At 41.7% G+C, this 25,102-nt stretch carries 23 protein-coding genes and 1 riboswitch; of the genes, 19 read left to right on the top strand and 4 right to left on the bottom strand.

All coding sequences use genetic code 11. The features are described 5' to 3' along the window. Window positions 1-139 precede the first annotated feature (139 nt). Window positions 140-1,126, bottom strand: a complete 987-nt coding sequence (gene dapF, locus R8389_RS07550; RefSeq protein ID WP_317638272.1) for a diaminopimelate epimerase — start codon at window positions 1,124-1,126, stop codon at window positions 140-142. Window positions 1,127-1,145: 19 nt separating this feature from the next. Next, on the bottom strand, window positions 1,146-2,498 hold the full coding sequence (locus R8389_RS07545; RefSeq protein ID WP_317637415.1) for an aspartate kinase: 1,353 nt from the start codon (window positions 2,496-2,498) through the stop codon (window positions 1,146-1,148). A gap of 280 nt (window positions 2,499-2,778) precedes the next feature. Next, a riboswitch (Lysine riboswitch) is annotated at window positions 2,779-2,955 on the top strand. An 88-nt stretch (window positions 2,956-3,043) separates the two neighbouring features. On the opposite strand from R8389_RS07545, the gene lysA reads away from it, so the two are divergent. From lysA to R8389_RS07510, 7 genes are read left to right on the top strand one after another with little or no spacing between them, the layout of a single operon-like run. Then, on the top strand, window positions 3,044-4,354 hold the full coding sequence (gene lysA / locus R8389_RS07540; RefSeq protein WP_317637414.1) for a diaminopimelate decarboxylase: 1,311 nt from the start codon (window positions 3,044-3,046) through the stop codon (window positions 4,352-4,354). Window positions 4,355-4,363: 9 nt separating this feature from the next. Then, the gene (dapD, locus tag R8389_RS07535) at window positions 4,364-5,074 is read left to right on the top strand and encodes a 2,3,4,5-tetrahydropyridine-2,6-dicarboxylate N-acetyltransferase (RefSeq protein WP_317637413.1); all 711 of its coding nucleotides are present in this window, start codon (window positions 4,364-4,366) and stop codon (window positions 5,072-5,074) included. 4 nt (window positions 5,075-5,078) lie between these two features. Further along, window positions 5,079-6,239 (top strand): N-acetyldiaminopimelate deacetylase, encoded by a 1,161-nt coding sequence (locus tag R8389_RS07530; protein ID WP_317637412.1) that lies wholly within the window; start codon window positions 5,079-5,081, stop codon window positions 6,237-6,239. Further along, window positions 6,239-7,162 carry a 4-hydroxy-tetrahydrodipicolinate synthase gene (gene dapA / locus R8389_RS07525; protein WP_317638271.1) on the top strand — a complete coding sequence of 308 codons (924 nt, stop codon included), beginning with the start codon at window positions 6,239-6,241 and terminating at the stop codon, window positions 7,160-7,162. The genes R8389_RS07530 and dapA overlap by 1 nt, the downstream gene beginning before the upstream one ends. After that, window positions 7,162-7,926, top strand: a complete 765-nt coding sequence (dapB, locus tag R8389_RS07520) for a 4-hydroxy-tetrahydrodipicolinate reductase (protein ID WP_317637411.1) — start codon at window positions 7,162-7,164, stop codon at window positions 7,924-7,926. The genes dapA and dapB overlap by 1 nt, the downstream gene beginning before the upstream one ends. A 10-nt stretch (window positions 7,927-7,936) precedes the next feature. Continuing rightward, the gene (locus R8389_RS07515; RefSeq protein ID WP_317637410.1) at window positions 7,937-9,124 is read left to right on the top strand and encodes an aminotransferase class I/II-fold pyridoxal phosphate-dependent enzyme; all 1,188 of its coding nucleotides are present in this window, start codon (window positions 7,937-7,939) and stop codon (window positions 9,122-9,124) included. Further along, entirely contained in the window at window positions 9,124-10,185 is a 1,062-nt protein-coding gene (locus tag R8389_RS07510; protein ID WP_317637409.1) for an aspartate-semialdehyde dehydrogenase, read from the top strand. Before R8389_RS07515 ends, R8389_RS07510 begins: the two co-directional genes overlap by 1 nt. Window positions 10,186-10,248: 63 nt before the next feature. Here R8389_RS07510 and R8389_RS07505 read toward each other — a convergent pair whose 3' ends face one another. After that, on the bottom strand, window positions 10,249-13,245 hold the full coding sequence (locus R8389_RS07505) for a DEAD/DEAH box helicase (RefSeq protein ID WP_317637408.1): 2,997 nt from the start codon (window positions 13,243-13,245) through the stop codon (window positions 10,249-10,251). Window positions 13,246-13,585: 340 nt separating this feature from the next. Here R8389_RS07505 and R8389_RS07500 point away from each other — a divergent pair, with 340 nt between their 5' ends. The 12 genes from R8389_RS07500 to R8389_RS07445 all read left to right on the top strand — a co-directional run bounded on the left by R8389_RS07500 (window position 13,586) and on the right by R8389_RS07445 (window position 24,706). Further along, a complete protein-coding gene (locus tag R8389_RS07500) occupies window positions 13,586-13,960 on the top strand; it encodes a PTS sugar transporter subunit IIC (protein ID WP_317637407.1) in 375 nt (124 codons plus the stop codon). A 759-nt stretch (window positions 13,961-14,719) separates the two neighbouring features. Then, window positions 14,720-14,923 (top strand): alcohol dehydrogenase catalytic domain-containing protein, encoded by a 204-nt coding sequence (locus R8389_RS07495; protein WP_317637406.1) that lies wholly within the window; start codon window positions 14,720-14,722, stop codon window positions 14,921-14,923. Window positions 14,924-15,027: 104 nt separating this feature from the next. Then, on the top strand, window positions 15,028-15,450 hold the full coding sequence (locus R8389_RS07490; RefSeq protein WP_317637405.1) for a zinc-binding dehydrogenase: 423 nt from the start codon (window positions 15,028-15,030) through the stop codon (window positions 15,448-15,450). Window positions 15,451-15,474: 24 nt separating this feature from the next. Further along, window positions 15,475-17,286, top strand: a complete 1,812-nt coding sequence (locus R8389_RS07485) for an FAD-dependent oxidoreductase (protein ID WP_317637404.1) — start codon at window positions 15,475-15,477, stop codon at window positions 17,284-17,286. Between the two features lie 315 nt (window positions 17,287-17,601). Then, window positions 17,602-19,707, top strand: coding sequence for a BglG family transcription antiterminator (locus R8389_RS07480; RefSeq protein ID WP_317637403.1), 2,106 nt, complete (start codon window positions 17,602-17,604; stop codon window positions 19,705-19,707). Beyond that, entirely contained in the window at window positions 19,700-20,005 is a 306-nt protein-coding gene (locus R8389_RS07475; RefSeq protein ID WP_317637402.1) for a PTS sugar transporter subunit IIB, read from the top strand. Before R8389_RS07480 ends, R8389_RS07475 begins: the two co-directional genes overlap by 8 nt. Window positions 20,006-20,027: 22 nt before the next feature. Then, window positions 20,028-21,359: a PTS sugar transporter subunit IIC gene (locus R8389_RS07470; protein ID WP_317637401.1), complete on the top strand. Its 1,332-nt coding sequence runs from the start codon at window positions 20,028-20,030 to the stop codon at window positions 21,357-21,359. A 19-nt stretch (window positions 21,360-21,378) separates the two neighbouring features. After that, window positions 21,379-21,795, top strand: a complete 417-nt coding sequence (locus tag R8389_RS07465) for a tetratricopeptide repeat protein (protein WP_317637400.1) — start codon at window positions 21,379-21,381, stop codon at window positions 21,793-21,795. 43 nt (window positions 21,796-21,838) lie between these two features. After that, on the top strand, window positions 21,839-22,678 hold the full coding sequence (locus tag R8389_RS07460) for a class II fructose-bisphosphate aldolase (RefSeq protein WP_317637399.1): 840 nt from the start codon (window positions 21,839-21,841) through the stop codon (window positions 22,676-22,678). A gap of 14 nt (window positions 22,679-22,692) precedes the next feature. After that, window positions 22,693-23,301, top strand: a complete 609-nt coding sequence (locus tag R8389_RS07455; protein WP_317637398.1) for a P-loop nucleotide/nucleoside kinase family protein — start codon at window positions 22,693-22,695, stop codon at window positions 23,299-23,301. Window positions 23,302-23,516: 215 nt separating this feature from the next. Next, window positions 23,517-23,975: a LytTR family DNA-binding domain-containing protein gene (locus R8389_RS07450; RefSeq protein WP_317637397.1), complete on the top strand. Its 459-nt coding sequence runs from the start codon at window positions 23,517-23,519 to the stop codon at window positions 23,973-23,975. Beyond that, a complete protein-coding gene (locus R8389_RS07445; protein ID WP_317637396.1) occupies window positions 23,972-24,706 on the top strand; it encodes a LiaF transmembrane domain-containing protein in 735 nt (244 codons plus the stop codon). Before R8389_RS07450 ends, R8389_RS07445 begins: the two co-directional genes overlap by 4 nt. Window positions 24,707-24,989: 283 nt before the next feature. Here the strand turns inward: R8389_RS07445 and R8389_RS07900 are convergent, their stop codons facing one another. Beyond that, window positions 24,990-25,094 (bottom strand): IS3 family transposase, encoded by a 105-nt coding sequence (locus tag R8389_RS07900; protein WP_425604634.1) that lies wholly within the window; start codon window positions 25,092-25,094, stop codon window positions 24,990-24,992. Between the last annotated feature and the right edge of the window lie 8 nt (window positions 25,095-25,102).

Genomic DNA, 25,102 nt, shown 5'->3' with positions numbered 1-25,102 from the left:
CTTGGTAAATAGCTGGATGGAGTAAATAAGAGAATAACAATGATTAATTGTGAAGTGCTTCTAATAGTTAGATATTTAGGTCAACTATTAGGAGTATTTTTTCCTCGAAAAGTCTAATTTAAATTTCGCGTGGAGTAAGTTAAACCGTGTGTTGGGCGATAAAGTCGCGATAAGCAGCATCTTCACTGGTTGAAGTGACCTCGAATCGGTCAAAATCAGGCTGCGACTGATGCAATTCAGCCTCGTCAACCTCAAGATAATGGGTAATGGTGGCATTGCCAATGAGTTCAATCCAGTAACTGGCATGCGTTTGATGGACTTTGGTTTGAACAAAGCCGCCTGGATTGGCAACGGTGAGAATTTGCTCGAAAGCCGCAGCTTGGGGATTTGTTACAGCAAAAATCAGGCTAGCGGCCGACATACCAGTGCCGCAGGCATTCGTGAAGCCGACGCCGCGTTCAAAGGTTCTGACAAAAAGGTGCCTGGAATTAACTACTTGTGCAAAGCTGACGTTGACTCCATCCGGAAAATAAGCGTTAGGTTGATTTAATCTAGTACCTAATTTTTCTAATAAATTGCTGGTTAACACATCATGACTAACTATGCTTATAAGATGAGGATTAGGAACAGCAACTGCTGAAAATTTTAACTCGTCTGCAAAGGCAGGAACAAATTGGTTAACTAGTTTTGGACCGCCTAAATTGGCGAAGGGTAAAGCCGTATCTTGAAAACTGACGGGACTAATTTCAACGCTAATCGCCTTTACCTGCGGGGCCCAATCGGATTGGCAACTGACTTGCAAATCGGCCTGCGGGGTTTCAACCTTAAAGTCAGTCTCGCCATATTTTTCGGCTAAGTAGCGGCCAACAGTCCGCAGTCCGTTGCCACACATTGCAGCGAAAGTGCCATCACTGTTAATTACTTGCATGCGGCCACGAACCTGAGGATGCTGCGAAGCACTGACCACTAGTAAGCCATCCGCGCCACCTAAAAGACCATTCTGGGGATTGGTTAATTGTTGGGCCAGGCTGACCAACTCATTTGTAGAAAGAGCTTTCTGCAGACTGGTCTGGTCAAGCAGGAAAAATTGATTTTGTGAACCATGCACTTTTTGTAATTGGACCATCATCTTGTCTCCTTAATGATTAATTGAAAAATTGTTGGTAAATTTGGGTAACAGCAGCAGCGGCATCGGCTCTTTTGGTACCCAACATGATTGAAATACGTGACGCGCCCTGATTGATCATGTGAATTGCCACGTGTTTTTGCGCAAGGGGAGCCGTGATGTTTTTCATTACGCCAATTTTATTGCGCATGCCTTCGCCAACAACCATGATAATAGCGTAATCATCGATCCACTCTAGGTAATCTGGTGCAAGCATTGCTCGAATATCGTTACACATCTGATCCCGAACTTGAGCGGTAAACTGGCGCTTATCAAAAATAACGGTTAAGTCATCAATGCCGGAAGGCATATGTTCATAAGAAATATTATATTTATAAAAAATCTGCAATAATTTAAGTGTAAATCCAACTTCTTTATTAAGCAGGTATCGATGTAAGTATAATGCGGAAAAGTGATTAGAACTAGCAACGCCGGTAATCACATGTTGCGGTTTAAATTCTTTTTCTGTAACAATCATTGTCCCCGGTAGCTCGGGATGATTGGTGCTTTTAACGTTAATCGGGATTTGGACCTCAATGGCGGGGATAATTGCCTCATCGTGAAAAACAGAAAAGCCAGCGTAAGAAAGTTCGCGCATTTCTCGGTAGGTCATGACTTTGATTGCTTGGGGATGCTTAATAATTTGCGGATTGGCAGCATAAATTGCGTTTACATCAGTGAAGTTTTCGTATAAGTCAGCCTGCAGTCCACGTGCCCAAATGGCACCGGTGATATCTGATCCTCCCCGTGAAAAAGTGGCAATTTCACCGTTTTCGTTGATACCGTAAAAGCCAGGGACAACTAGCAAAGTGGCTGGCTCTTGCCATCTTTGCAGGTTCTGGTAGGTTTGCGGCAAGATGTGGGCATCATTAGCGGGACCACCAACTTCAAATCCCGCCGGTTGGGGATCGAGGTAACGGGCAGCAATCTGCTTTTTTTGTAAAATCAAAGTCAAAAGCTGGGCGTTAAGTTTTTCGCCATGGGCCTTAAAGGTAGCCAGTAAGACAGCTTGACTGCGGTACTTGTTGGCGGGCAAAGTGGCTAGTTCCTGCCGTAAAGGCGCTAGCTGCTCTGCCGCAATGTGAAAATAATCAGCAATTTCTTGGTATCTAGCCCAAATTTGTTTGAAAATAAGTGCCGTCTCCTGTTTTTTGCAGGTGTACTGGGCATAATCGATTAACAGGTCAGTTACCTTGGTGTCCCGGTCGAACCTTTTGCCCGGCGCTGAGGTGACAATGACTTTGCGTTCGGCATCGGCATTAATAATATTGACTACTTTTTGGAATTGCTCGCCGTTAGCCAGAGAACTACCACCAAATTTTACAACTTTCATTTTGCATCCCCATCGATTAAAAAAAACTTAGTTTATTTTAGTAAAGCATTTTATCATCAAAATTTTTAACTGCAACAATAAAGTGAAAAAGGGCTGGTCAAAAAAGCTGAAATTTTGATATTTTTACCTTAATAGCAATGATTTTTGCGGGAAAAAAATAAATTTAGCTAGCAGAAAAACGGCCCGTGCATAACGGAAAAAGATTAATAGTCAAAATATTTATTAAAATTAGCCGAAATAAAAGCTTGACATTATGAATAAATGATAATAATATTTTTAGTAAATCGAAGAGGTTGCAACTAACAAGATTAGCTGGCGGAGTTCCTGCAAGAATGAAGAAACCAGTGAAAGGGGCGGTTGCCGAAGCATTAATTATTGCGGTAATTAATTAGCTGGGACGTAATTTAAGAAGTTACGGACTGTCGCAAAACAGAGTTTGCGGAGCGCTATCGACAAAACTGATACCAGAAAATAATTTTAAATTCGAAGGACTCTTTTGTTTAAGCACACAAAAGGGTCCTTTTATTTGTACAGCGGAGGTTGCCATGTCTACAGAAAAATATTATCACACTAATAATCAAGGACACCTGACGATCGGCGGCGTTGATGCCCTAGAACTAACCAAAAAGTTTGGTAGTCCGCTAGTGGCTTATGACGTGGGACAGATTCGGCGACAGTATCAGGCATTTGCAACGGGCTTTGAGCAAGCCCAAAGCCCTTATGTAATCAGTTATGCGAGCAAGGCCTTTGCCACCGTTGCAATGTATCAAGTAATCAAGCAGTTGGGTGGCCATATCGATGTTGTTTCGGGAGGCGAGCTCTATACCGCACTTAGGGCCGGATTTCCAACCGCAAAAATCAGTTTTCACGGTAATAATAAGACTAGGGAAGAACTGATCATGGCGGTCAAAAACCATGTTGGCGTGATTATTTTGGATAACTTCTACGAAATCGAGCTGTTAGAGGAAATCTTAACTGAAACCCAAAGTCATATGCAGGTAATGTTGCGGGTCACCCCCGGTGTGACTGCACATACCCATGAATATGATCAAACCGGCCAAGAGGACAGCAAATTTGGTTTCGATGTGCAATCGGGGCAGGCCGAGCAAGCTTTTATTCGAGTACAGGCCAGCACGTGGATGACTTTAATTGGCCTGCATGCCCACATTGGTTCACAGATTCTTGAGGTTGATGGTTACCAGTTAGAAGTGCAAAAACTACTGGCCTTGGTCCATGAGTGGTCTCAGAAGTTTGGCTACCAGCCACAGGTTTTAAACTTGGGCGGCGGTTTTGGTATCCACTACACTGCAGCCGACAAAGAACTTCCTGCTCAAACCTTTATTACGCAGATTGTGCAAACAATGCGCGCAAGCGCGCAAGAATATCACTTGGACCAGCCAGCTATTTGGATTGAGCCGGGCCGGGCACTGGTGGGCGGTGCAGGTTATTCATTGTACACAGTTGGCTCGCGCAAGGATGTGCCAGGCCTAACGTCATGTGTGGCGGTTGACGGCGGCATGGGTGACAATATCCGTCCCGCACTCTACCAGGCTGACTATGAGGCGGTTTTGGCCAGCGCACCAGCCGCCCAACCACGTGAAACAGTACGTCTGGTTGGCCGCTATTGTGAATCTGGCGATGTTCTGATTAAGCAGGTATCGTTGCCAGCTACTAAGCCTGGTGATGTCATTGCCGTTTTGGCTACAGGGGCATACGGCTATAGTATGGCTTCCAATTACAACCGCGTACCGCGGCCAGCAGTGGTCTTTGCGGAGAATGGCCGGGCACAGGAGGTAGTTACACGTGAAACATACGAAGATCTTATCAGCCATGATCAATCATATCAACTAAAGTGAGGTTACCAAATGAAAAACAGATCAGCACAAGAAATTATTGATTTTATTGCTAATGCACCTAAAAAAACACCAGTAAAGGTCTACGTCAAGGGTGATCTGAACAGCTTAACCTGGCCGGCCGGCGTTAAGTCCTTTGTTGAAAAACAAACCGGCGTCGTTTTTGGTGATTGGCAGGAGCTAGCCCCTTTTTTAAAAGCTAATGCTGGCAAGATAACCGAATATCAGGTTGAAAATATTAGCCGCAACTCAGCAGTTCCCCTATTGGATTTAAAGAATATCGCTGCCAGAATTGAGCCCGGTGCCATGATCCGCGACCAGGTTAAAATCGGTGATAGTGCGGTAGTCATGATGGGGGCAGTGGTTAATATCGGAGCTGAAATTGGTCCTGGTGCCATGATTGATATGAATGCCGTGTTAGGTGGCCGGGCCGTTATCGGCGCTAACACACACGTGGGCGCAGGTGCCGTCATTGCCGGAGTGGTGGAGCCGGCGTCAGCTCAACCAGTGCGAATTGGCAAAAATGTGCTGATTGGTGCCAATGCCGTGGTCTTGGAAGGCGTGCAAATTGGTGATGAAGCGGTGGTCGCGGCTGGCGCGGTAGTCACCGAAAATGTACCCGCCCTTACTGTGGTTGCAGGTGTCCCTGCCAAAATTATCAAGCAGCGTGATCAGAAAACGGCCGCTAAAACCAAGATTGAGAAAGATTTAAGAAAGTTGTGATCTTATGTTAACAACTCAGCAACTAAGCAAGATCCGCCGCGACTTGCACCAGATGCCTGAATTAGCTCTGCAGGAACAAGAAACCCAAAAGCACCTGCTACAGGTAATCGGGCAGTTTAACCAGCAGAATTTACAGGTTATGACCTTTAGCCAATTGCCGACAGCTATTATAGTCAGAATTCAAGGCAGTCATCCGGTTAAAACAATCGGTTACCGGGCCGATATGGATGGCCTGCCCGTCCAGGAAAAAACAAACTTGCCGTTTTCTTCGCAAAACGAGGGACGAATGCACGCATGTGGCCATGACCTGCACATGACAGTTGCACTAGGAATCCTTAGTTATTTTAGTGACCACCAACCGCAGGACAACCTGCTCTTCTTTTTTCAACCAGCTGAAGAGAGTGAAAGTGGTGGGAAGTTGGCTTATGAGCAGGAGCTTTTGGCCGGTCAATTACGACCCGATGAATTTTTTGCACTGCACGTCACGCCGGACCTGCCGGTAGGAACAATTGGCTGCCGCCTGGGGACGCTTTTTGCCGGTACGACTGAGGTAAACATTGACCTGTATGGTCAAGACGGTCACGCCGCATATCCGCAACGAGCCAACGACATGATTGTGGCTGCCGCCCAGTTAGTTGATCAAATTCAGACCATTGTGTCCCGCAGTATTGATCCGGTTGCCGGTGGGGTAATCACTATCGGTAAGCTGGAGGCTGGCGTGGTCCGCAACGTAATTGCTGGTCATGCCCACCTTGAGGGGACAATTCGCGGCCTGACCCAGACCATGATTGAGCGCATTGATGAACGCTTGCGCGCAGTAGCAGCTGGTATTGCCAAAAGCTACGATGCGAAAGTGGATATTCAGCTTAACCAGGGCGGTTACTGGCCGGTTGAAAACAATCCAGAATTGACTGCGGAATTCATTGATTATCTGCAGCAAACGCCGCAGATCACTTACCAGGAGACCCAGCCGGCGATGACGGGCGAAGACTTTGGCTATTTGTTGGCACAGTTTCCTGGGACGATGTTTTGGCTAGGGGTAGAAGATCGTGCGCAACTTCATGCGGCTACCTTTAATCCACGTGAAGAAGCTATCACGGTGGGAGTTGAAACGATGATTGGCTTTTTAACAGCACACATGCACCGCGATGAAGGAGAACAATGATGACGAATTTTACTAATGCTGACCTACTAACAGCGATAATTACTCCTTTTAATGAAAAGGGGGAGATTGATTATCCGGGACTCAAGCAGCTAGTTGAACACTTGCTGGCAACCGGAAGTCGGGGATTTGTCATTGGCGGCACAACCGGTGAGACTGCCACGATGACACATGATGAAAAAATCGCCCTGTACACGAAGTTTGTCCAGCTGGTCGGCGGCCGTGTGCCCGTGATTGCGGGCACAGGGAGCAATGACACCGCCCAGACGGTCGCGTTTACCCGTGAAGTGAGTGCCATTCCTGGGATTGACCTCGCGCTGGTAGTTGCACCGTACTACAACAAGCCTAACCAAAGGGGACTCAAGGCGCACTTTGAAGCGGTGGCCAGCCAGTCTAAGGTACCACTGATGATTTATAACATTCCAGGCCGGACGGGAGTAAAAATCGCTAAAGAGACTTTAGTTGCTCTTGCTGATAATCCCCAGATTGCTGGCGTTAAGCAGTGCGGTGAACTTGAAGACTTGGAATACATTGTAGAACATGTCGCCAGTGATTTTCTGGTTTATACCGGCGAAGACCAGCAGTCTTTGGCGGCCAGAGTCTTAGGGGCGCGGGGCGTAATCTCGGTCGCAAGTCACGTTTATGGCCGGGCAATGCGAGCAATGTACGATGACTTGTACCGGGGTGACTTTCAGGCAGCTGGTACGTTGCAGCGGCGGCTGGTGCCCAAGATGGCGGCATTGTTCATGTACCCGTCACCGTCACCGGTCAAGGCCGTTTTAAATGCGCAGGGTCTAGCAGCGGGTGGGTGCCGGTTGCCGATTACTGCTTTGAATGAAGCAGAAAAAAAGCAGCTAGCCGTTCATCTCGGGTTGAACGAGTCGGCACTGCTGTATGAATTACCATTGGAACTAGGAGTAGATTAATGAAAAAAGTTCTCATTGCCGGAGCTACCGGCTCTATGGGCAAGCAAGCCATACGTTTAGTAGAAAAGCGAGCAGATTGCCAATTAGTTGCTGTTTTGGCGCCTACAGCCACAGCCAATACCGAACTGGAAAAGACGGTTCAGCGCTTTGATCACTTATCCGCTGTGGAAACTGATGCCGACATTTGGATTGACTTCACCACGCCGCAGGCCGTTTTTGCTAATACCAAGTTTGCCCTGGAGCATCACATGCGGCCAATTGTTGGTACTAGTGGCTTAACAGCTGACCAAATAAAAAACCTGCAAAGATTGGCTAGTGAAAAGAATTTAGGCGGAATTATTGCCCCCAACTTTGGCCTTTCAGCGGTTTTATTAATGAAATTTGCCCAGGCGGCCGCCCGTTACTTTCCTGAGGCGGAGATAGTTGAGCTGCACCATGCTGACAAGGTGGATGCGCCGTCCGCAACCGCCATTGCCACGGCTAAAATGATAGCTGCCGGCCGTCATAAAGCGGAACAAAAAAGTGCGCGGGATGCTCCTCGTGCGCGCGGTGCTAACTACGATGGAATCGCGGTTCACGCGGTTCGTTTGCCCGGCTATGTTGCTCATGAACAGGTGCTTTTTGGCGGACCCGGCGAGGCGTTGACCATCAGGCAGGACTCCTTTGAACGTTCATCATTTATGCAGGGCGTCAAAGTTGCGCTAGACCAGGTGATGAACCTGACCGAATTAGTTGTCGGGTTAGAAAATATATTAACAATCTAAGGAGTGAAAAATGCCACAACTAGCTTCCGATTTAACTCAAATTATTCATTCACCACTGGAAAAAATCCCACCGTCCGGTATCAGGGCGTTCGCCCAGAAGATTGATAACATTCCTGGACTGATCAAATTAACCCTGGGAGAACCCGATCTGAACACGCCTGAACACGTCAAGCAAGCGGCGGTGGAGAGTATTTTAAATGATGATTCACACTATTCGGCCCAGCGGGGTACACTTAGATTACGCCAGGCTATCAGTCATTTTTTGCAGCGCGAGCAAGCCTTGGCCTATGATCCCGATACTGAAATCATTGCGACCGTGGGTGCGACTGAAGCATTGGCGGCCACCATGCTGACCTTATTTCAACCGGGGGATGAGGTAATCGTGCCGACCCCATCTTATGCCCTATATTTTCCTTTATTGCAGTATACCAAGGCTAAGGCGGTGACAATTAATACGGCAAAGTCAGATTTTGTGTTGACGCCGCAGGCTCTTGCCCAAACACTGGCAGAACATCCTGCTGCTAAGGCAATTTTGCTTAACTACCCGACAAACCCAACTGGTCGAGAGTGCTCGCCTGAAGTCTTAGTCCAACTGGCGCCGCTAATTGCCAAGCACCACTTGTATGTTATTTCTGATGAAATATATAGTGAATTGACCTATGACTTTAAACATGTCTCGGTTGCCCATTATTTGCCGGAGCGGACATTGTTAATCAATGGACTCTCAAAATCCCACGCGATGACGGGCTACCGGATTGGGTACGTTGCCGGGCCGGCGCAATTGCTTAGTTTGATTGCTAAAATGCATGCTTTTATGGTAACTGCGCCATCCAATCCCGCCCAGGCCGCTGCAGCTGAGGCCTTGGAGAATGGGGCTGGGGATCCGGCAGCGGCCCGGGTAATTTATCAAAGGCGCCGCGACTATATTGTTAAAGCCCTCAATGATGTGGGTCTAAAAACGCAGACCAGTGAAGGTGCATTTTACGTTTTTAGTCAGATTCCGGCAGAGTATGGCACTGATGATAAAGCCTTTGCGCTAGACCTGGCACACCAGGCCAAGGTTGGCGGCACCCCTGGTAGTTCGTTTGGCGAGGGCGGTGAAGGTTATATTCGCTTTTCATATGCTGCTAGCGATCAAGAATTGCAAGTGGCCATGAAGCGCATTAAAAAGTTTTTGAAGGAAAGAGGCAGTAAGTAATGAGAGAATATGTTGTGGCGATTCTTGGCGCTACGGGTGCCGTGGGGCACCGCTTACTTAATGAATTGGAACATTCACAAATTCCGGTAAAAAAGATTAAACTGCTAGCTTCTCAGCGTTCGGCTGGTCAAAAATTAAAATTTCACCAGCAGGAAATAACAGTGGAAGAAGCCCAACCGGATTCCTTTACAGGTGTTGATTTGGTTCTGTCTTCTGCAGGCGGTACAGTGTCACAGCAGCTGTTACCTGAGGCGGTCAAGCGTGGTGCAGTCTGCGTGGATAATACCAGTGCCTTCCGCATGCAGGAGGGAGTTCCGCTCGTTATCCCGGGCGTCAATGACCAAGAGTTGAGCCAGCATCGCGGTATTATTGCCAATCCCAATTGTTCAACTATTCAAATGGTGGCAGCTCTGTATCCCATCTACCAACGTTGGGGGATCGACCAGATTATTGTTTCGACCTATCAGGCGGTGTCGGGAGCGGGTCAGGCAGCGTGGGATGAACTCCTTAGCGAGACGCAGGCCCGTTTGAATGAGCAACCAGCCAAGGCCCAAATCCTGCCAACCGCATCTGACTCAAAGCATTATCCGCTGGCGTTTAACCTGCTGCCCCAGATTGATGTGTTTGAGGATGACGGTTATACCCACGAAGAGTGGAAAATGATCCATGAAACGAAGAAGATTTTGTTTAATGACCAAAATTCCGACCGTATCAAGGTGACGGCAACTTGTGTGCGTGTCCCGGTTGAAGTTGGTCACGGCGAGACCGTCTACTTTGTGCTCAAGGATAAAAGTGCAACTGCGAGCGCGATCCAAGGCGAAGTAGCCAAAACTCCGGGCTTGGTTTTGCAGGATGACCCACAAAAGCAGCTTTACCCTCAACCCTTGTTAGCAGCCGGCAAGAAGGCGACTTTTGTCGGTCGTGTTCGTGCAGATCAGGAAAATCCCGGTGCTTTCCACATGTGGGTTGTTGCCGATAACCTCTTGCGCGGCGCCGCCAGTAACACGGTGGAAATTGCGGAATGCCTGGTGCGTGATGATTTAGTGCGTGTGATTAAGTAAAAGATAAGCAAAAAGGTCGACCCACTAATGTGGATCGACCTTTTTGTATGACTAATTTGTATACTATTGAGTTGACATGTTAAAGTTGTTGTTATAATCATCAATTGCCGCAATTGTTTTTGAAATTGTTACCGTTCCTAATGATTCATAGAGTTTTTTGTCGCCGATAATGAAAAACCATTTTTGGGCTCTAGTCGCTGCAACGTTAATGATATTTGGCTCACTAACTGCCCAAGCTGCAGCCCCTTTTTCTTGTTCCGATGCACCTAGAACTAAGAAGACAATCTTATTTTCTTTACCCTGAAAAGTATGGACCGTTCCAACTTTTAGCGGGAATCCTATTAACGCTTCACGTAGTTTGGTTGCTACATTTTTAAAAGGTGTAATTACAAAAATATCTTTTGCGGAAAAAGGATTGGTATCTTCTTCAGTTAATTTTTTGATGTATTGCTTTAAAAGGTCAGCTTGTTCCTGTACGAACTTGTCTCTTGATTGACCACTAATATCGATCCAGTAGCCGGCGCCAGCGATTCCGGCTTTTTGCTCTTTTTTACTTGCAGTTAATTCGGCTTTTTTGACCGAATGCGGTAATACCATGTTGTCGTTGTAAGAAATCGCATTGGAAATACTAAACATAGGGTTTAGGCATCGTCTATGAACCCAAAGCGGGATTCCGATCCACTGTTCTTGTTCTTTATCGGTATAATAACCATATTGGCTGGCTTGGTCCATAATGGTTTGAACCGAAGCGTTAGTCGAAACAAATTTTTCACTAACATTAAAAAGACGGCTACCAATAAGTGAAAGAATTTTGGAATCAAGTGTGTTGACGGGTTTTATTTGGGCAGGATCACCGACGGCCATAACTCTTTTGCTTTTAAGCAAAGGACCGATAACTGCTTGTGGTACAGCCTGCCCGGCCTCGTCAATAAATAAGTTGGCAATAGAATTTGCTGGTAAGTTTTTGAACATACGATGGAAACTGGCAAAAGTGGTACTAATAACCGGAATTGCAAAATTAATCCACTGCCAAGCGCGTAGAGTTAACAGCTGTTGATTTTCCTTGATTTGCTTGTCCTGCTCATTCCAGTTATAAAGAGCAGCTTTTAATGATTTAATGTTTTCATAGAGGAATTGCTTTCTAACCCTTAGCGCAAGGACAAATAATAATGATTCTTCTTTTATATCGTCAGCTGTATACCAATATGTTTCTTCCTCGAAATGGTCATAATTTCTCCGGTTAGTAAAATCACGATCGTAGTTAGGCACATTAGTGTGAATATCTGTAAACGCCTTAGCCTCTTGGGCAATTTTTTGGGCTTTTTGCTGCAACTGCGCTAATTTATTTTCTAATGCTCGTTTTTCTTTAATTTTATGTTTTAAATCATCATTAAGTGCCTGTAGACTGTGATGATTTTTTTTGCTATTTTCGGCGTTGTTTCCGTTAAAAAAGCAATCGAGAATCCAATCAGCTAGGCCCCAAAACTTACGATCTCTAATTGTAGATTTTAATTGATCGTAATTGCGTTCTAATATCCCAATATCTTCTTGCGCTTGAGTAATTTGCAGTGTCAAGTTGGATGAAGTGATAGTCCCATATTCATCAACTTGCAAGTGGTTTTTACGAGCTTCTTTATCCCATTCCTGTTTCTTAAAGACAAATTTGGCGTATTTTTGTAAGTGTTCTCGTTTGGCGGTAATTTTCTGGTACTGCTTACTAAAATCAGCGTATGCTCCAGGATCGGGTTGGAAGTTCAGGTCTTGTAGTTCAGAGATGATATTACTAAATTGCTGAGCTAGTTTTTTTAAGTTACTTTGGCTACCGCCTTCTGCAGAGAATAGACCCCACGTCTTTGCTGTTTTTAGGGTTTTCCCAGCAATCTTGTCAAAGTAATGTACTTGTTGCAGTTGGTTAAGTACTTCGGTAAAGGAGTCTTGTTTATCTGGGAACAAGGGTAGGTCATTAACGATATTTTGGACAGCACTGTTATTTGAAGAAGCAACAACGATATTTTGTTCAACCAGTTCTTGTGGTAAGGGGGTTTGTCCAACTTTACTGTCTATGGGAGAGTAGACGTTTTTATTATCTAAACTGCAAATTGTTTTAGCTTGTCGTACTATTGCTTCTGCAAAAAGATCTTTTAGTAATGTTGTTTTTCCAGTGCCTGGCGGACCATTAACCGTGCGCAGCTCGTTTTTATCATTAATTGTCAAATTAATTGCTACTTGCTGCATCACTGAAGCAGGAAACTTGGACAAGAAATGACCGACAGAATAATTTTGTGGTTGTAAAATTTCTTTAAACACATCAATATTCTGTGTAGGGTCTAAGTTAATCCGCCAGCTTTTGTCGATACCGTTCAAATAGCGCTTGAGAAGCTTGGATTGAGACTTTTGTGCTAATTTTAAATCGTCAATGAAAAAAGAATGTAAGTTAACAGCATCTGTTTCAATATTGTTAATGACCGACGAATAGATTGGCCTTTGATCATCATTAAAATGGGTGCACAATTTTGCAAAGGCCTGATTAAACTTAATTATATATTCAGCTGCATTTAAATTGTCGTTTTTAAAACAGAACAAGTTATTAATATATTCTTTTAAGCTTCTTTCATAATCTTTAAATACTGCCGGATCACTAATTAACTCATGCTTTTCTAAAATATATTGACTAATTGTGATAAAGGTTTGATCTTCGAGCAGCTTCATATCTTGGTCAAAAACCAGTGCAAAGCTAAATTTACTTTGCCGATTATTGATTTCATCTTGCAAGTTAGTTAAATGGTATTTTTCTACAATAATATCAATTACAGACTGAAATTTAAAAACATTAAAGTAGAAGATAATGCCATGAGTGACCTGACTTTTTCCTGTCTTTTCCTTTTTCGCGAATTTCTGTTTAATTATTTGCTGAAAATAATCATAAAAATCATTTGCGATGACTGTAGCGGGATTAAATTTTATAGCAGCATTCGCACTTTTGAGATTGGTATTAACTTCGCCTTCTGATAACTGTTCAATAATTGTCCAAGCTTTTAGAATGTTATTTAGATTGTCCATATTTCCTCAATTTGATAGGTTGCTATTTAAATATTTGTTGCATATTTATAATTATACAATTGATAGGATAAAGTTTGTACGACTTATAAAGTAAAATACGCCATTGTTGATAGTGAACTGGAGCTAAGTAAATATATTTAGTCCTACCTATGAATTTTAATATTGCTATTTTGCATAGAATTACTAGGCGTCAAACCATTTTTCCTAATATCTTTTTGCAAACTAAAGTTCAAAAGTGTACATGGAAGTTGTGAAAGCGCTATTTTATACTAAGTTCATAGGATTAGAATAACTGATAGTAAAAGGTTTCAGTTATCTTTAAATGGAAGGAGTATAGACAATGAGTTTTTTAAAAGCATTGTTGATTGCAATCTGGGCGGGCTACTGTTCATTCGATGATCAGGGGCCGCAAATGTTCCGTCGACCTCTACTAGTGGGGCCAGTCGTTGGACTTATTTTGGGGGATTTACCCACGGCGTTAGTAATTTCTGCGACATTAGAATTAATGTGGATGGGCTTGGGCAATATGGCAGGTTATCAGACACCAGACATGATTGTAGGAACAATCATCGGTGTCACGGTTTCGATTACGTCCGGCACTGGTGCAACACCGAAAGGGATAGCAGCTGTAGCTATCTTGATTCAAAAAAAGCATAATTTGTTTGTGATAAAGTATCGCTTACAAAAGCTACTAAGGGAAAGTAAATTTCTCTAAAGCGTAAAATTGTCTCAATTGCTAATTATATAAAAAGTCAGTAACAGTAAATATAACTACTTCAAAAAGTACAATTAAGCAAGTAATAATTGCTGATTTGATAAATTTACTTGATGTACCGAGAAAATATCAGCTTGGTTTTGCTAAAAAAATAAAGCAATTAACCGGAGTTATAAGTTTTAGAGAATTTATAGGTTAGCTAAAAGGGTAATGGATTTCGGTAAAACGGATGTGGTTACCAAGATTAGCACAGTTTAATAATCTTTAGTTGAGGACTAGCTCTGGATATTTTGAAAGAGTTAGTCCTTTCAGTTTGCATAGGATTTCTTTGACTAAAGGAAAATAAAAAGTGGTTTAGCAAACAGCACTTTTAATTAAAATAGCAAAAAAAATCCCAGCACTGACTACCTAACAGTGCTGAGATAAATATTATTTTAACGGAAAGACTAATTCATTGCCATACTAATTTTGAAATTTACGCAAAAAAGAGCAGGTTTTACTAATACTCATAATAGTTTAGGTCAATGTCATAAAATTATTGCCCAGCTTAGATGGGGTTATAGCTACTGGCTATTGACATGCGTAAAATATATTACTAAAGTATAAAAATTGCATAATTTCTAAAAATGTAAGCGGTTATGTGATAAAGTGAACTTGTGAGGAAATTTAAAATAATTTTATCAAGGTGAGTTGCATAAAGATGCAAGTTAAAGCAGCTGTGTTAAATAAAATAGTGATTTTGATTTAGAAACTGTTGTTTTGGATGATCCTAACAGTAATGAGGTATTAATCAAAACCGTTGCCTTGGGGATTTGTCATAGTGATATTGAATTTAAGGACGGTCGAGCACCGATTCAATTACCAGTGATTTTGGGCCATGAAGGGGCAGGAATCGTTGAAAAGGTTGGTCCTAATGTGACTGATTTTAAGCAAGATTGTCAAAATATTGGCATCTTTTTTTGACAATCATCATTTGGTGATCGCATTATTGCAAATGTCAATAATGTAGTTAAAGTGCCACATGATTTGGACTTGCGACTAGCTAGTACCCCCTAGGCTGTAGGTACATGACAGCTGCAGGTACAGTTTTGAATGCATTGAAGCCAGAGGTCAATTCTAATTTAGTTGTGCTGGGAACAGGTTCGGTCGGTCTGGCTGCGATTATGGGTGCTGCGGTTTCTAACTGTAATCACGTGATTGCGGTTGATAAGAATGATATGAGCTTAAATGTAGCTAAAGAATTTGGTGCAACTGATGTGATTAACAACACTAAGGTAGATTTGATCGAAGCAATTAATAAAATTGTTGGCCCAGCGGGATTGAATTACGTCGTTGATACGACAGGTGAACCTGAAGTGATGAAACAAGGCTTAACGGGGCAAATATTTGTCCATACTTACCCATCTACCGGGACCATGCTCACTACTTGTACGGTGTTTGGCCAAATTGCAGGTAAGCAGGTAGCAGATTATGTTAGGAAAACAGATTAAGCGATAAACTGGAGAATAGAGATAATGATTGTCAATCAAAAGACAAGCTATGATGCAAGTTATGATGTTATTGTTTTGGGATTTGGGGGTGCCGGAGCAACCGCAGCCCGTTTTGCCGCTGACAGCGGAGCCAAGGTATTGCTGGTTGATTCAGCCCCAGAAGGTCATGAAGGTGGCAATACGAGATACGCCGGAGAATTGGTCGGCTATAGCAGCAGTGAAGAAGATTATCGGAAATATTATAAGCACTTAGCGCAGCATTTTAAGATCGATCCCGAAATCGAAAATACGGTGGTTCACGGCATAGCACATATGAAAGAATATTTTCAAAAATATTTGGATGTGGCTGAACCGGTAAGTTATAAAAAAGTTCTTGGATTACCCGATGATGCCATACTTGCGTACCATCCGAACCTTCCTGGTGCCAAGACCTACGACATGATTGCAGTGAAGCCTAGTATTTTTGATGCTGCACTGTGGAATGTTTTACGGCAAAAGGTGCTTGACCGCAGCGATAAGATAGATGTCTGGTATTCTGCACCGGTAGTTCACCTTTTACAAAAAACTAACCGGAAAGTTGTTGGGGCCCAGATTGAGCGTGATCATGTCTTACTCAACGTTCATGCCAAAAATGGGGTAGTTCTGGCAACCGGGGGAATTGAAAATAACCCCGAAATGATTCAAGACTATATCGGATCATACAAGTTGGTACCTCTAGGTTCACTTTACAACACGGGTAAAGGGATTAATCTAGCTCAGGAAGCCGGAGCTGATATGTGGCACATGTCAATGTATGCCTCCGGCGGTATGCAGCAAAGTTTTGCTTTCTATGAACCAGGAATGAAACGGGCGCCATTCTACATGAATAATCCAATCTTCTTTACAGGTAGCATCTTCACGGTTGGGGATGACGGTACGCGTTACTTTAGAGAAGACCAACCAGCACGTGAGGGTTATATTGAAAACCATGGTTCGTGGTACAAGCCCCTCAATCCAATTCAGCCATACTTTGTGCTAGATCAAAAGCAGTATGACAAGATTAGTAAGGTTGATACTTTCCCTGATAATAAGGCACTCAATTCGGTCATTAAAGCCAAAACGGTTAGTGATTTAGCTGAAAAAATGGGCGTAGAAACTGAAAAACTGCAGGGCACAATTGATGAGTTTAATTTCTTTGCTGAAAAGAAACATGACTATGCTTACCACCGTGCTCCTGAAACCATGAGCTCATTCTCTGAGCAAGGCCCATACTACGCAATTCCGCTCGTCCAAACGATTGGTTGGACAGAAGCTGGTCCAAGAAGAAATGCGCGGGCAGAAATTTTGGATCCAGAGCGTAAACCAATCCCGCACTTTTATGGTGCTGGTGAACTTGGTAGTAACATGGCTAACCTGTACCAGGGTGGTTCTGACCTAGCTGATTGTCTGATTTTTGGCAAGATTGCGGGCCAGAATGCGGCTCATCCTAAAGATGATGTTGATGAAGTAGACACACCTTTAGTTAAGTCCGATCGGCCAGAAAAGATGCCACATTTGACTTCTGACCTCAAAAAGGTAGATTACCCGACTGCACCTGACCAGTATATTGGTAAGTCTGACCAGGGAATTGGTGATGAAATCGTTGTGAGGGTAACGGCAGATAAACAAAAGAACATCAAAAATGTTGAAGTTTTGAAGCAAGCCGAATCAGATGATTATGGACAAAAAGCGATTGCTGAAATACCAAGAAGAATGGTTAAAGAGAATACCGTTGATGTTGATGCTGTTTCTGGAGCTTCCAACACCAGCCGTGGCCTAAAAGACGCGGTTAGAGATGCTCTAAATAAAATCAAATAAAGGATAAGACAAAAGATAATTTTTAAACTTTAACAAAGAGCTAGCTTCCAAGATATAGACGAAGTTAGCTCTTTTGTTTTTGCTTTAAATATCTGTTTTGCGGTATGCAATTTGTATGCTACTTATAATCAACTGATAAAAGTATGGTTTAAGCTGTAATCTTTCTGGTTATGGATTTATTTTATGGTCTATCTATTTTCATAAATATTATGAAAATGGGTAAACTATGTGTTTAATTTTTCAAAATAAAGTGGAAGCAATAAACTCTTTTTTAAATGAAAGCGTTAACGTAATATGTGAATTGGGGTGAGGAATATGAAAGACCGGCAATTATTGATAATAAAAAAATTGCTTGGTAAAGAAAGATTATCAATCGATGAATTAAGTCGTGCCTTGAAGGTTTCTTCCCGAACAATTAGAAATGACGTGATTGATATCAATGAAGCGTTAAATAATTGGTCAATTACTAAAATTTCCAATAAACGTGGTCAGCTTGACTTTAGTCTTAACTCTAAAGAAAAGCATTCCTTATCTCACTATTTGGAAATTAGAGTTGACCCGTTTCCTGATCCGAAAAAAAGGCAACTTGACATTATTGTTAGCTTTCTCAAAGCACCACACCAGGTGAAAATTTATGAAGTGCAAGAAAGATTACATATCAGTAAAAGCACAATGGATAAAGATATGCGCCAGGTTAGAAGATTTCTTGCAAAGTATTCGTTAACTTTGAATACGCAGCAGGGAGCAAAAATTGTCGGTGCGGAGAGAAACATTAGAACGATGATTCAACAGTTAATTGTTGAGAATGTCGATATTTCGAGATTAAGAGAAAAAAGTTTTGAAGGAAGTGACAGCAACAAAATAGTAATTGATTATTTAAACCCTAAAGTACTTAACCAAACGGATCAAGTTTCTAAGCAACTAATACTTGGCAGTCGGTATGAGGGTGTGTCTGCAAGAGAAGCGCAAGTCTCGGTATTAATGGCGATATGGATTAGAAGGGTGCAGGAACAGCAATATCTTGATGAAAGTCCCGCGACTAATTTAGAAGTAGCTGATACGAGGATTCAAAAATCGCTCAATGAGTTACTAAAAAAGCTCAAACTCGAAGTGCCAGAAAATGAAAAAAGTTATATGACTTTCATTCTTAAGAACTTTTTAGGTGAAAAAGAGGTGAGGCTAGATAAGTGGAATAAGTCGGAATTGCTTACTTTACAGTTGATAGACTACATGAGTGAAGTGGAAAACATCGATTATCGTGACTCTGAGCCGTTATATGAGCAACTTAATTTTCATATTTCAGCTTTTTTGCAAAGACAAGAAAATCATATTGAAATATATAATCCCTTAACTGATGTGCTGAAAACAAGTTATACAACAATTTATCAAGATGTTTCGGCTTTTTTCCAACGTAAGTACGATAAAAGTGTCTCAGAAGGAGAAAAAGCTTATATAACAGTTTATTTTAGTACGTATTACGAGGAAATCATCAAAGAAAATGATTTTTATCGGATTGCTGTACTCTGCAATTATGGTGAAGCTACTGGCCAGCTGCTGGCGGCTAATATCTCAAGGAATATGAATGTCGAAGTTGTTGCTGTTTTGGGTTTGCAGGATATTAGATCACTCAAAAAGTTAAATATTGACTTTGTGGTTAAGACAATTGATGAGCCTACGGACGCTGTTCCAAGTTTCAAAATGCCGCTAGTTCCTAAACAAAGTGATTATCAGGCATTAAAAAATTTTATCACGAGAGCCGATATCAAAAAACATATTCTTGCAGTTAAGCAGCATACGGTAACTAGGGCAAATTTGCTCAAAGATGTGATTGCTTTGATTGAAGCACAGACTGACCAAGCTGTTTCATCACAGACAGTGGATAAATTAATCAATATTTTTTCGGAATATCGTATTGACATCAAAGAAAGAGAGGTGAGGCCAATGCTCCAAGATTTATTAACTGATGACAAGATTCAAATACATCTAAAAGCTAATAACTGGTGTGAAGCTATTGAAAAAGCTAGTCAACCATTGCTAGAAAACAAAGCAATTAATGCGAAATATATCGCTGCAATGGAAGATTCAGTCAAAAAATTTGGCCCCTATATTGTAATTGGGCCCGGGATAGCTTTGGCCCATGCACGACCAGAAGATGGTGCTGCGAAATTAGATGTTAGTGTTGCGTCTTTAGCTGAACCAATTGAATTTGGCAATAAAGCGAATGATCCAGTAAAGATTATTTTTGTTTTATCGGCGATTGATAGTTACTCTCATCTAAATGTTTTGAAGACAGTAGTTAATTTAATAAATAAACCAAATAAGATTGATGAACTATGCCAGAAAAGTAATAAAGCAAGTTTTAAAGCAACCTTATTTGGCGATGACAGAACTGAAAGATCGGAGGACCAAGATAATGGCTAAAATTCCAAAAGTGTTTTTTATTTGTGGAAACGGGTTAGGTTCGAGTTTGGCTTGTCAAATGGAGGCAGATGATGTTTTTCAAGCAGCGGGAATTGAAGTCAATTCCGGCCACGATTCAATCTCTGCGGCACCTTCATTAGATGCCGATGTGATTGTTTCGGCGAGCAACTTTGAATCACAGTTTGCAAATACGCAAATTGATCCTAAGACTAAGATTGTCTATCTGGATAATATTGTGGATAAAAACGAAATAAAAGAAAAAGTCGTACCAATTATAAAAGAAATCGCGGAAAGCTAAAGGGATAAGGGAGTGAGAGAAAATGGCCGTTGTTCAATGGATAATTAATAATGTACTTACGCAAGCTGCAATTTTGATTTCATTAATTGCAATGTTGGGTTTGATGTTACAGGGTAAAAAACCCGGAGCAGTTATTGGTGGTACACTTAAAACTTTACTTGGGTTTGAAGTTTTGTCTGCCGGTTCTAGCATTATTCAACAGAGTTTAGCCTATTTTGCTGTAATTTTTCAGCATGGTTTCAATACGAAAGGGATTGTTCCAAGTATTGAAGCAATTAATGGCCAAGCGATGAATAAACTGGGTCTAGGTAATGACATTGCGTTGACCCTGTTAGGTATTTTTATTGTAAATATTATTATTGCTAGATTTACTAAATGGAAATACGTATTTTTAACCGGACAAGCCTTATTGTGGATGGCAACCATGACCGTTATTGGGGGACACTTTGCTGGTTTAAAGGGTTTTCCGTTGATTTTAATGGGTAGTATTGTTGGTGGTATCTTTGCCATTGCTATGCCGGCCCTAGCACAGCCAATTGTGCGAAAAATAACTGGGAATGACGCTATTGCACTAGGCCACTTCTGTACAATTGGTTACTTAGTTGAAGCTGGGGTTGCCTGGCTCGTTAGAGATCGTAAAGTCGACCAACATGTTGCCAATATTAAAGAAAGGAAAGATTCCTGGGAACATGTCAATCTGCCTAAGAGTATGTCATTTTTGCAGGACAATTCACTTTCTATCATGGTAGTCATGATACCCCTGTATATAATTACGGCAGCTTTTGCCGGCCCTTACTGGTCAATTAAGGCTGCAGGTGGAGCAGCTGGAAGTGTAAATTATATTATTTATGCATTCTTGCAAGCAATTGAGTTTACCGTTGGTGTATACGTAATGCTTTCGGGTGTTCGTCTAATGTTAGGAGAAATTGTACCTGCCTTCCGTGGTATTGCGATGAAGATAGTTCCAAATTCGATACCTGCTTTAGACTGTCCAGTATTGTTTCCTTATTCGCCTAATGCTGTAATTATTGGCTTCATTACCACGACCATCGGTACAGTAATTGGGATGTTCTTATCACCGTTAGCAGGCCTTGCAGTTATCCTGCCGGGGATGACGACTAACTTTTTTGCCGGTGGTACGGCCGGTATTTTTGGCAATGCAGTGGGTGGTAAACGAGGTGCCATTATTGGTGGTATTGCCCATGGCCTGTTTATTACGCTACTGCCAGCACTACTAGTAGGTGCGTTATCATCAGTAGGATTTGTAAACGCGACCGCTACTGATGTGGATACTATTGTTGCTGCGTTACTTTATCTTTGGGTGCTGGCTCCAGCTTTTCATGCGGTTGGCTAGTACATAGGAGGTAATAAAAATGTCTTTTTGGTCAAAATTTTTAAAATCCACTGCGGAACCAAAAGAACCTGAAGTGGAAAAAATATCAGCGGCAGAAACAAAGAAAATAACAGATAAAATCACTAAATTGACCGAGCAGCTAAATGATGAAACAACTGCTGGTACAGCAGTTGTAAAGAAGCAAAAGGCTGTCATGCTAACCGAACTAGGCCAATGTTACCAAGAATTAAGCCAAGTAGATAAAGCGATTGCTGCTTATGAAAAAAGTTTAAAGTGCAGTGAGGACTTCGGTCCTGCTTTTGATGGTTTGCTTAAACTATATGATGTCAAAAGGCAAGCGGCGGCTTATGCAAAAGATAACAGTGAGATTCAAAAGTGGCTCAATAAGAGTGACGAATTGACGGCATTATCAAAGAAAATAATGAGATCAAAGTAACTGATCTAGTTGGATCTTTGAATTAAAACACAAGAGGGAAAAAATGGCTTACAAGACTTTAAAAGAAGTACTAAAAGAAGCAGAAGAATTAGATTTTACGGTTGGTGCATTTAATGCACATAATCTTGAAATGGTACCAACGATGATTGAGGCTGCCCATGATGAGGGTGCACCAATTATTATTCAAACATCTGTTAGCACCGCCAATACAGAAGGAATGAGAAACTTTGTTGCGGTATGTAAAAGTATGGCAGAACATGAAGCTGTGGATGTGGTCCTTCATTTAGATCATGCCCGTGAGCTAAATGATATTGAAGCTGCAATTGAGGCGGGTTATAGTTCGGTGATGTTTGATGGATCGTTACTTCCATTTAAAGAAAACATTGAAAAAACCATGCGAGTTGTTGAATATGCACATAAAAGAGGCGTTTCAGTCGAGGGTGAAATTGGCACGATTGGTGGTACAGAAGAAGGTTTTACGGTTAAAGAAGGGAGCTATACTCGTCCAGAAGATGCGGTTGCTTTTTTACGGGAATGTGATGTTGATGCTCTAGCTGTTGGGGTAGGCACACATCATGGCCAATTCCAATCAAAAACTGAGTTAAACTTCGCACTTATTGAAGAGTTGAACCAAAAGCTTAATAAACCAATGGTGATTCATGGGGGTACAGGTGTTAAGGAGGAAGACTATCATCGATTAACCGTAAATGGCATTCGGAAATTTAATGTTGGCACGGAATTATTAGTAGCCTGGACTGAGGAAGCTAAAGAAATGTTTGGTAAAACTGAAGTTAACAGCTCACTTAGAAACAATATTATTCCATGTAATGATCAGGTTCATAAGATTATCAAACATAAACTTGCCTTATTTATGAACAAGTAATACGGGGGATTTCATTGAAAAAAACGCTGTTACTTTTAGCTGGTTGTCCAGGTACAGGTAAGTCTTACCTAGGAAAGCTGATTTGTAAAGCTATTCCAGATTTCTTTAATGAGACATCGATAGATTTTTTCAAAGAAAAACTCTATGATGAACAGGGCTTTAATAATATCGAAGAGAAAAAGCAGCTAGATGATCAGGCGTACAGCCTGTTTTACCAAAGTATTGAAACGTTAATGGAAAAAGGTAAATCAATCATTTCAGATTATCCCTTTTCTTATCGGCAACATGATAGCTTACAACGGTTGGCTAACCAGTATGCCTTCCAGGTAATTACAATTACTCTTACTTGTGATCCCGATGTTTTGTATCAACGGCAAAGACAAAGAGATCTTGATCCTGATCGCCACCTAGGCTTTATCATGAATCATTTTCATCAAGGCGACACTTTACCAGACCGAACCAAAATGGATATCCAAAAAACAAAAGCGGAATTTGAAAAATTCAATAAAATACGGGACTATGAAAATTTCAGTTTAGGGAAAACAATTTTTTTAAATGTATCAGATTTTCGTAAGGTTGAATATGACGAAGTGATTGTTAAAGTGAAAACTTGGCTTGAATAAATGGCTATTCGAGCTGCAGAAAACTAGAGGATATGGCAAGACGATAATTAGCTAAAACAAGTAAAAGCAGTTTACGCTTCATCAGTAAACTGCTTTTTTGATGGCTAAAAGTCTAACCGTTTAAACAGCAAAACTAACCGCTTGCGCAAATGGTCTAGCTTTTATGAAAAAATTAGCGTTTAATAAAAATATCAAATGAAAGGTAGGTGAGAATCTTGAAAGTAAAAATTGACCTTGATCCAGACCAAGGTGAACCAGTCGTAACTATTCATGCCAAGGAATTATCGCCGGAAGTTGAGCGTATATACCGGCAGTTGCAGGAAGTAAGTAAGCGGCCAGACCAGCTTGAATGTTATCAAGAGGATATGACGTATTATGTGAATTTAGCTGATATTTTATTTTTTGAAACGGAAGGACGACAGGTAATCACCCACACCCAGCGGGAGTCATTCGTAGTCAATTACAAGCTCTATGAGTTGGAAGATCTTTTGAGCAGTCAGTTCATGCGGGTGTCTAAGTCGACCATTTTGAATTTGCAGCAGATTTATGCTTTAACCAGGTCGATTTCAAATTGCCAGGTGCATTTTCGAGATTCTTATAAAACAGTTTATGTTTCACGTCGCTATTACCACAATTTGAACGATCGATTAAACGAGAGAAGGTCATCATCATGAAAAAACAAAAAATCAAAGAATTATTATGGGGTATGGGATTAGTTGCAGCTGCAGCCTTTCTGGTGCTCAATCAGTTGCATGTTTTGTCGTTTAGCTTGAGTTTGGGGACAATTTTTTGGACCATCATTTTTGGGCTAGTCTTGGTTAACAGTATTGTCGGAAGAAGTACTTTTGGCATCGTCTTTTCAATTGCCTTCCTGCTAATTATCTATGCTGGGCCACTACATATTACTAAGATTGTGCCGTGGACTCTGCTTTTAGCTGCTGGTCTTATCTATGCTGGCTTGTCACTGATTCTACCCCATGGCTGGCGTCATCCTAAGTCTTACTTTGTTAGCCACGATTGGAGCAAGATAAATGAAAGTTCGCAGCACTATAATGCTGGCAGAGCCGAAGAAAACGACCGCAACATTGTAATTAGTCAAAAGATTGGCGATACTTCGCGCTATGTACATTCGCAAAATTTGGAAAGCGTAACAATCAATTCAACTATTGGTCAAGTTTCTGTTTACCTTGATGCGGCTAAACCAGCTGGTGATACTGTAACTGTTAATGTGAGTGCGGCAATGGGCGAAGTTGAAATCTACCTGCCGTTGTCTTGGCAGATTGAGGATCACTTGTCAGCTGCTTTTGGTGAAGTGAATATTAGTGGCACGTCCCAGGGTGGAGGGCCAACCGTCATCTTACAAGGCACGATTAAATTTGGTGAAATCTCCATTAAGTACGTTTAGTAATAAAAAACGTCACCAACCGATAGTCCTTAAAACACACAAACAATTATTTGTGGCTAAATTGAGCCTTGTGGCTCTGGGTATTAAACCTACTTCGCTTTAAACTACATCATATAAAGTTAGCGGTGGGATAGGTTGAAGTGGATAGAAAATAAATTGTGTTATCTTTTATATTTGTCATATCTAGTTTATTTATGTCAAATATGACAGTTTTATTAATAAAAATAAAAAAGCAATATACTATTTGTATAATGAAGTTACCCCCTAGAATTGGACATTAACATTATTTCATATTTGCTAAGGCCGTGTTCCGATATTCAATCGGGGTGCGGCCTTTTAGCGTGTGCCTTATTCTAGTTTGATTGTAGTATTTGATCCACTTTTCCATGGCCTCCT

Origin of the sequence: Lactobacillus xylocopicola (assembly GCF_033096005.1) — a bacterium.
Classification (GTDB): Bacteria; Bacillota; Bacilli; order Lactobacillales; family Lactobacillaceae; genus Lactobacillus; species Lactobacillus xylocopicola.
Note: the sequence above shows the minus strand (reverse complement) of the source record. Positions and strands in the feature narration are given on the sequence as shown.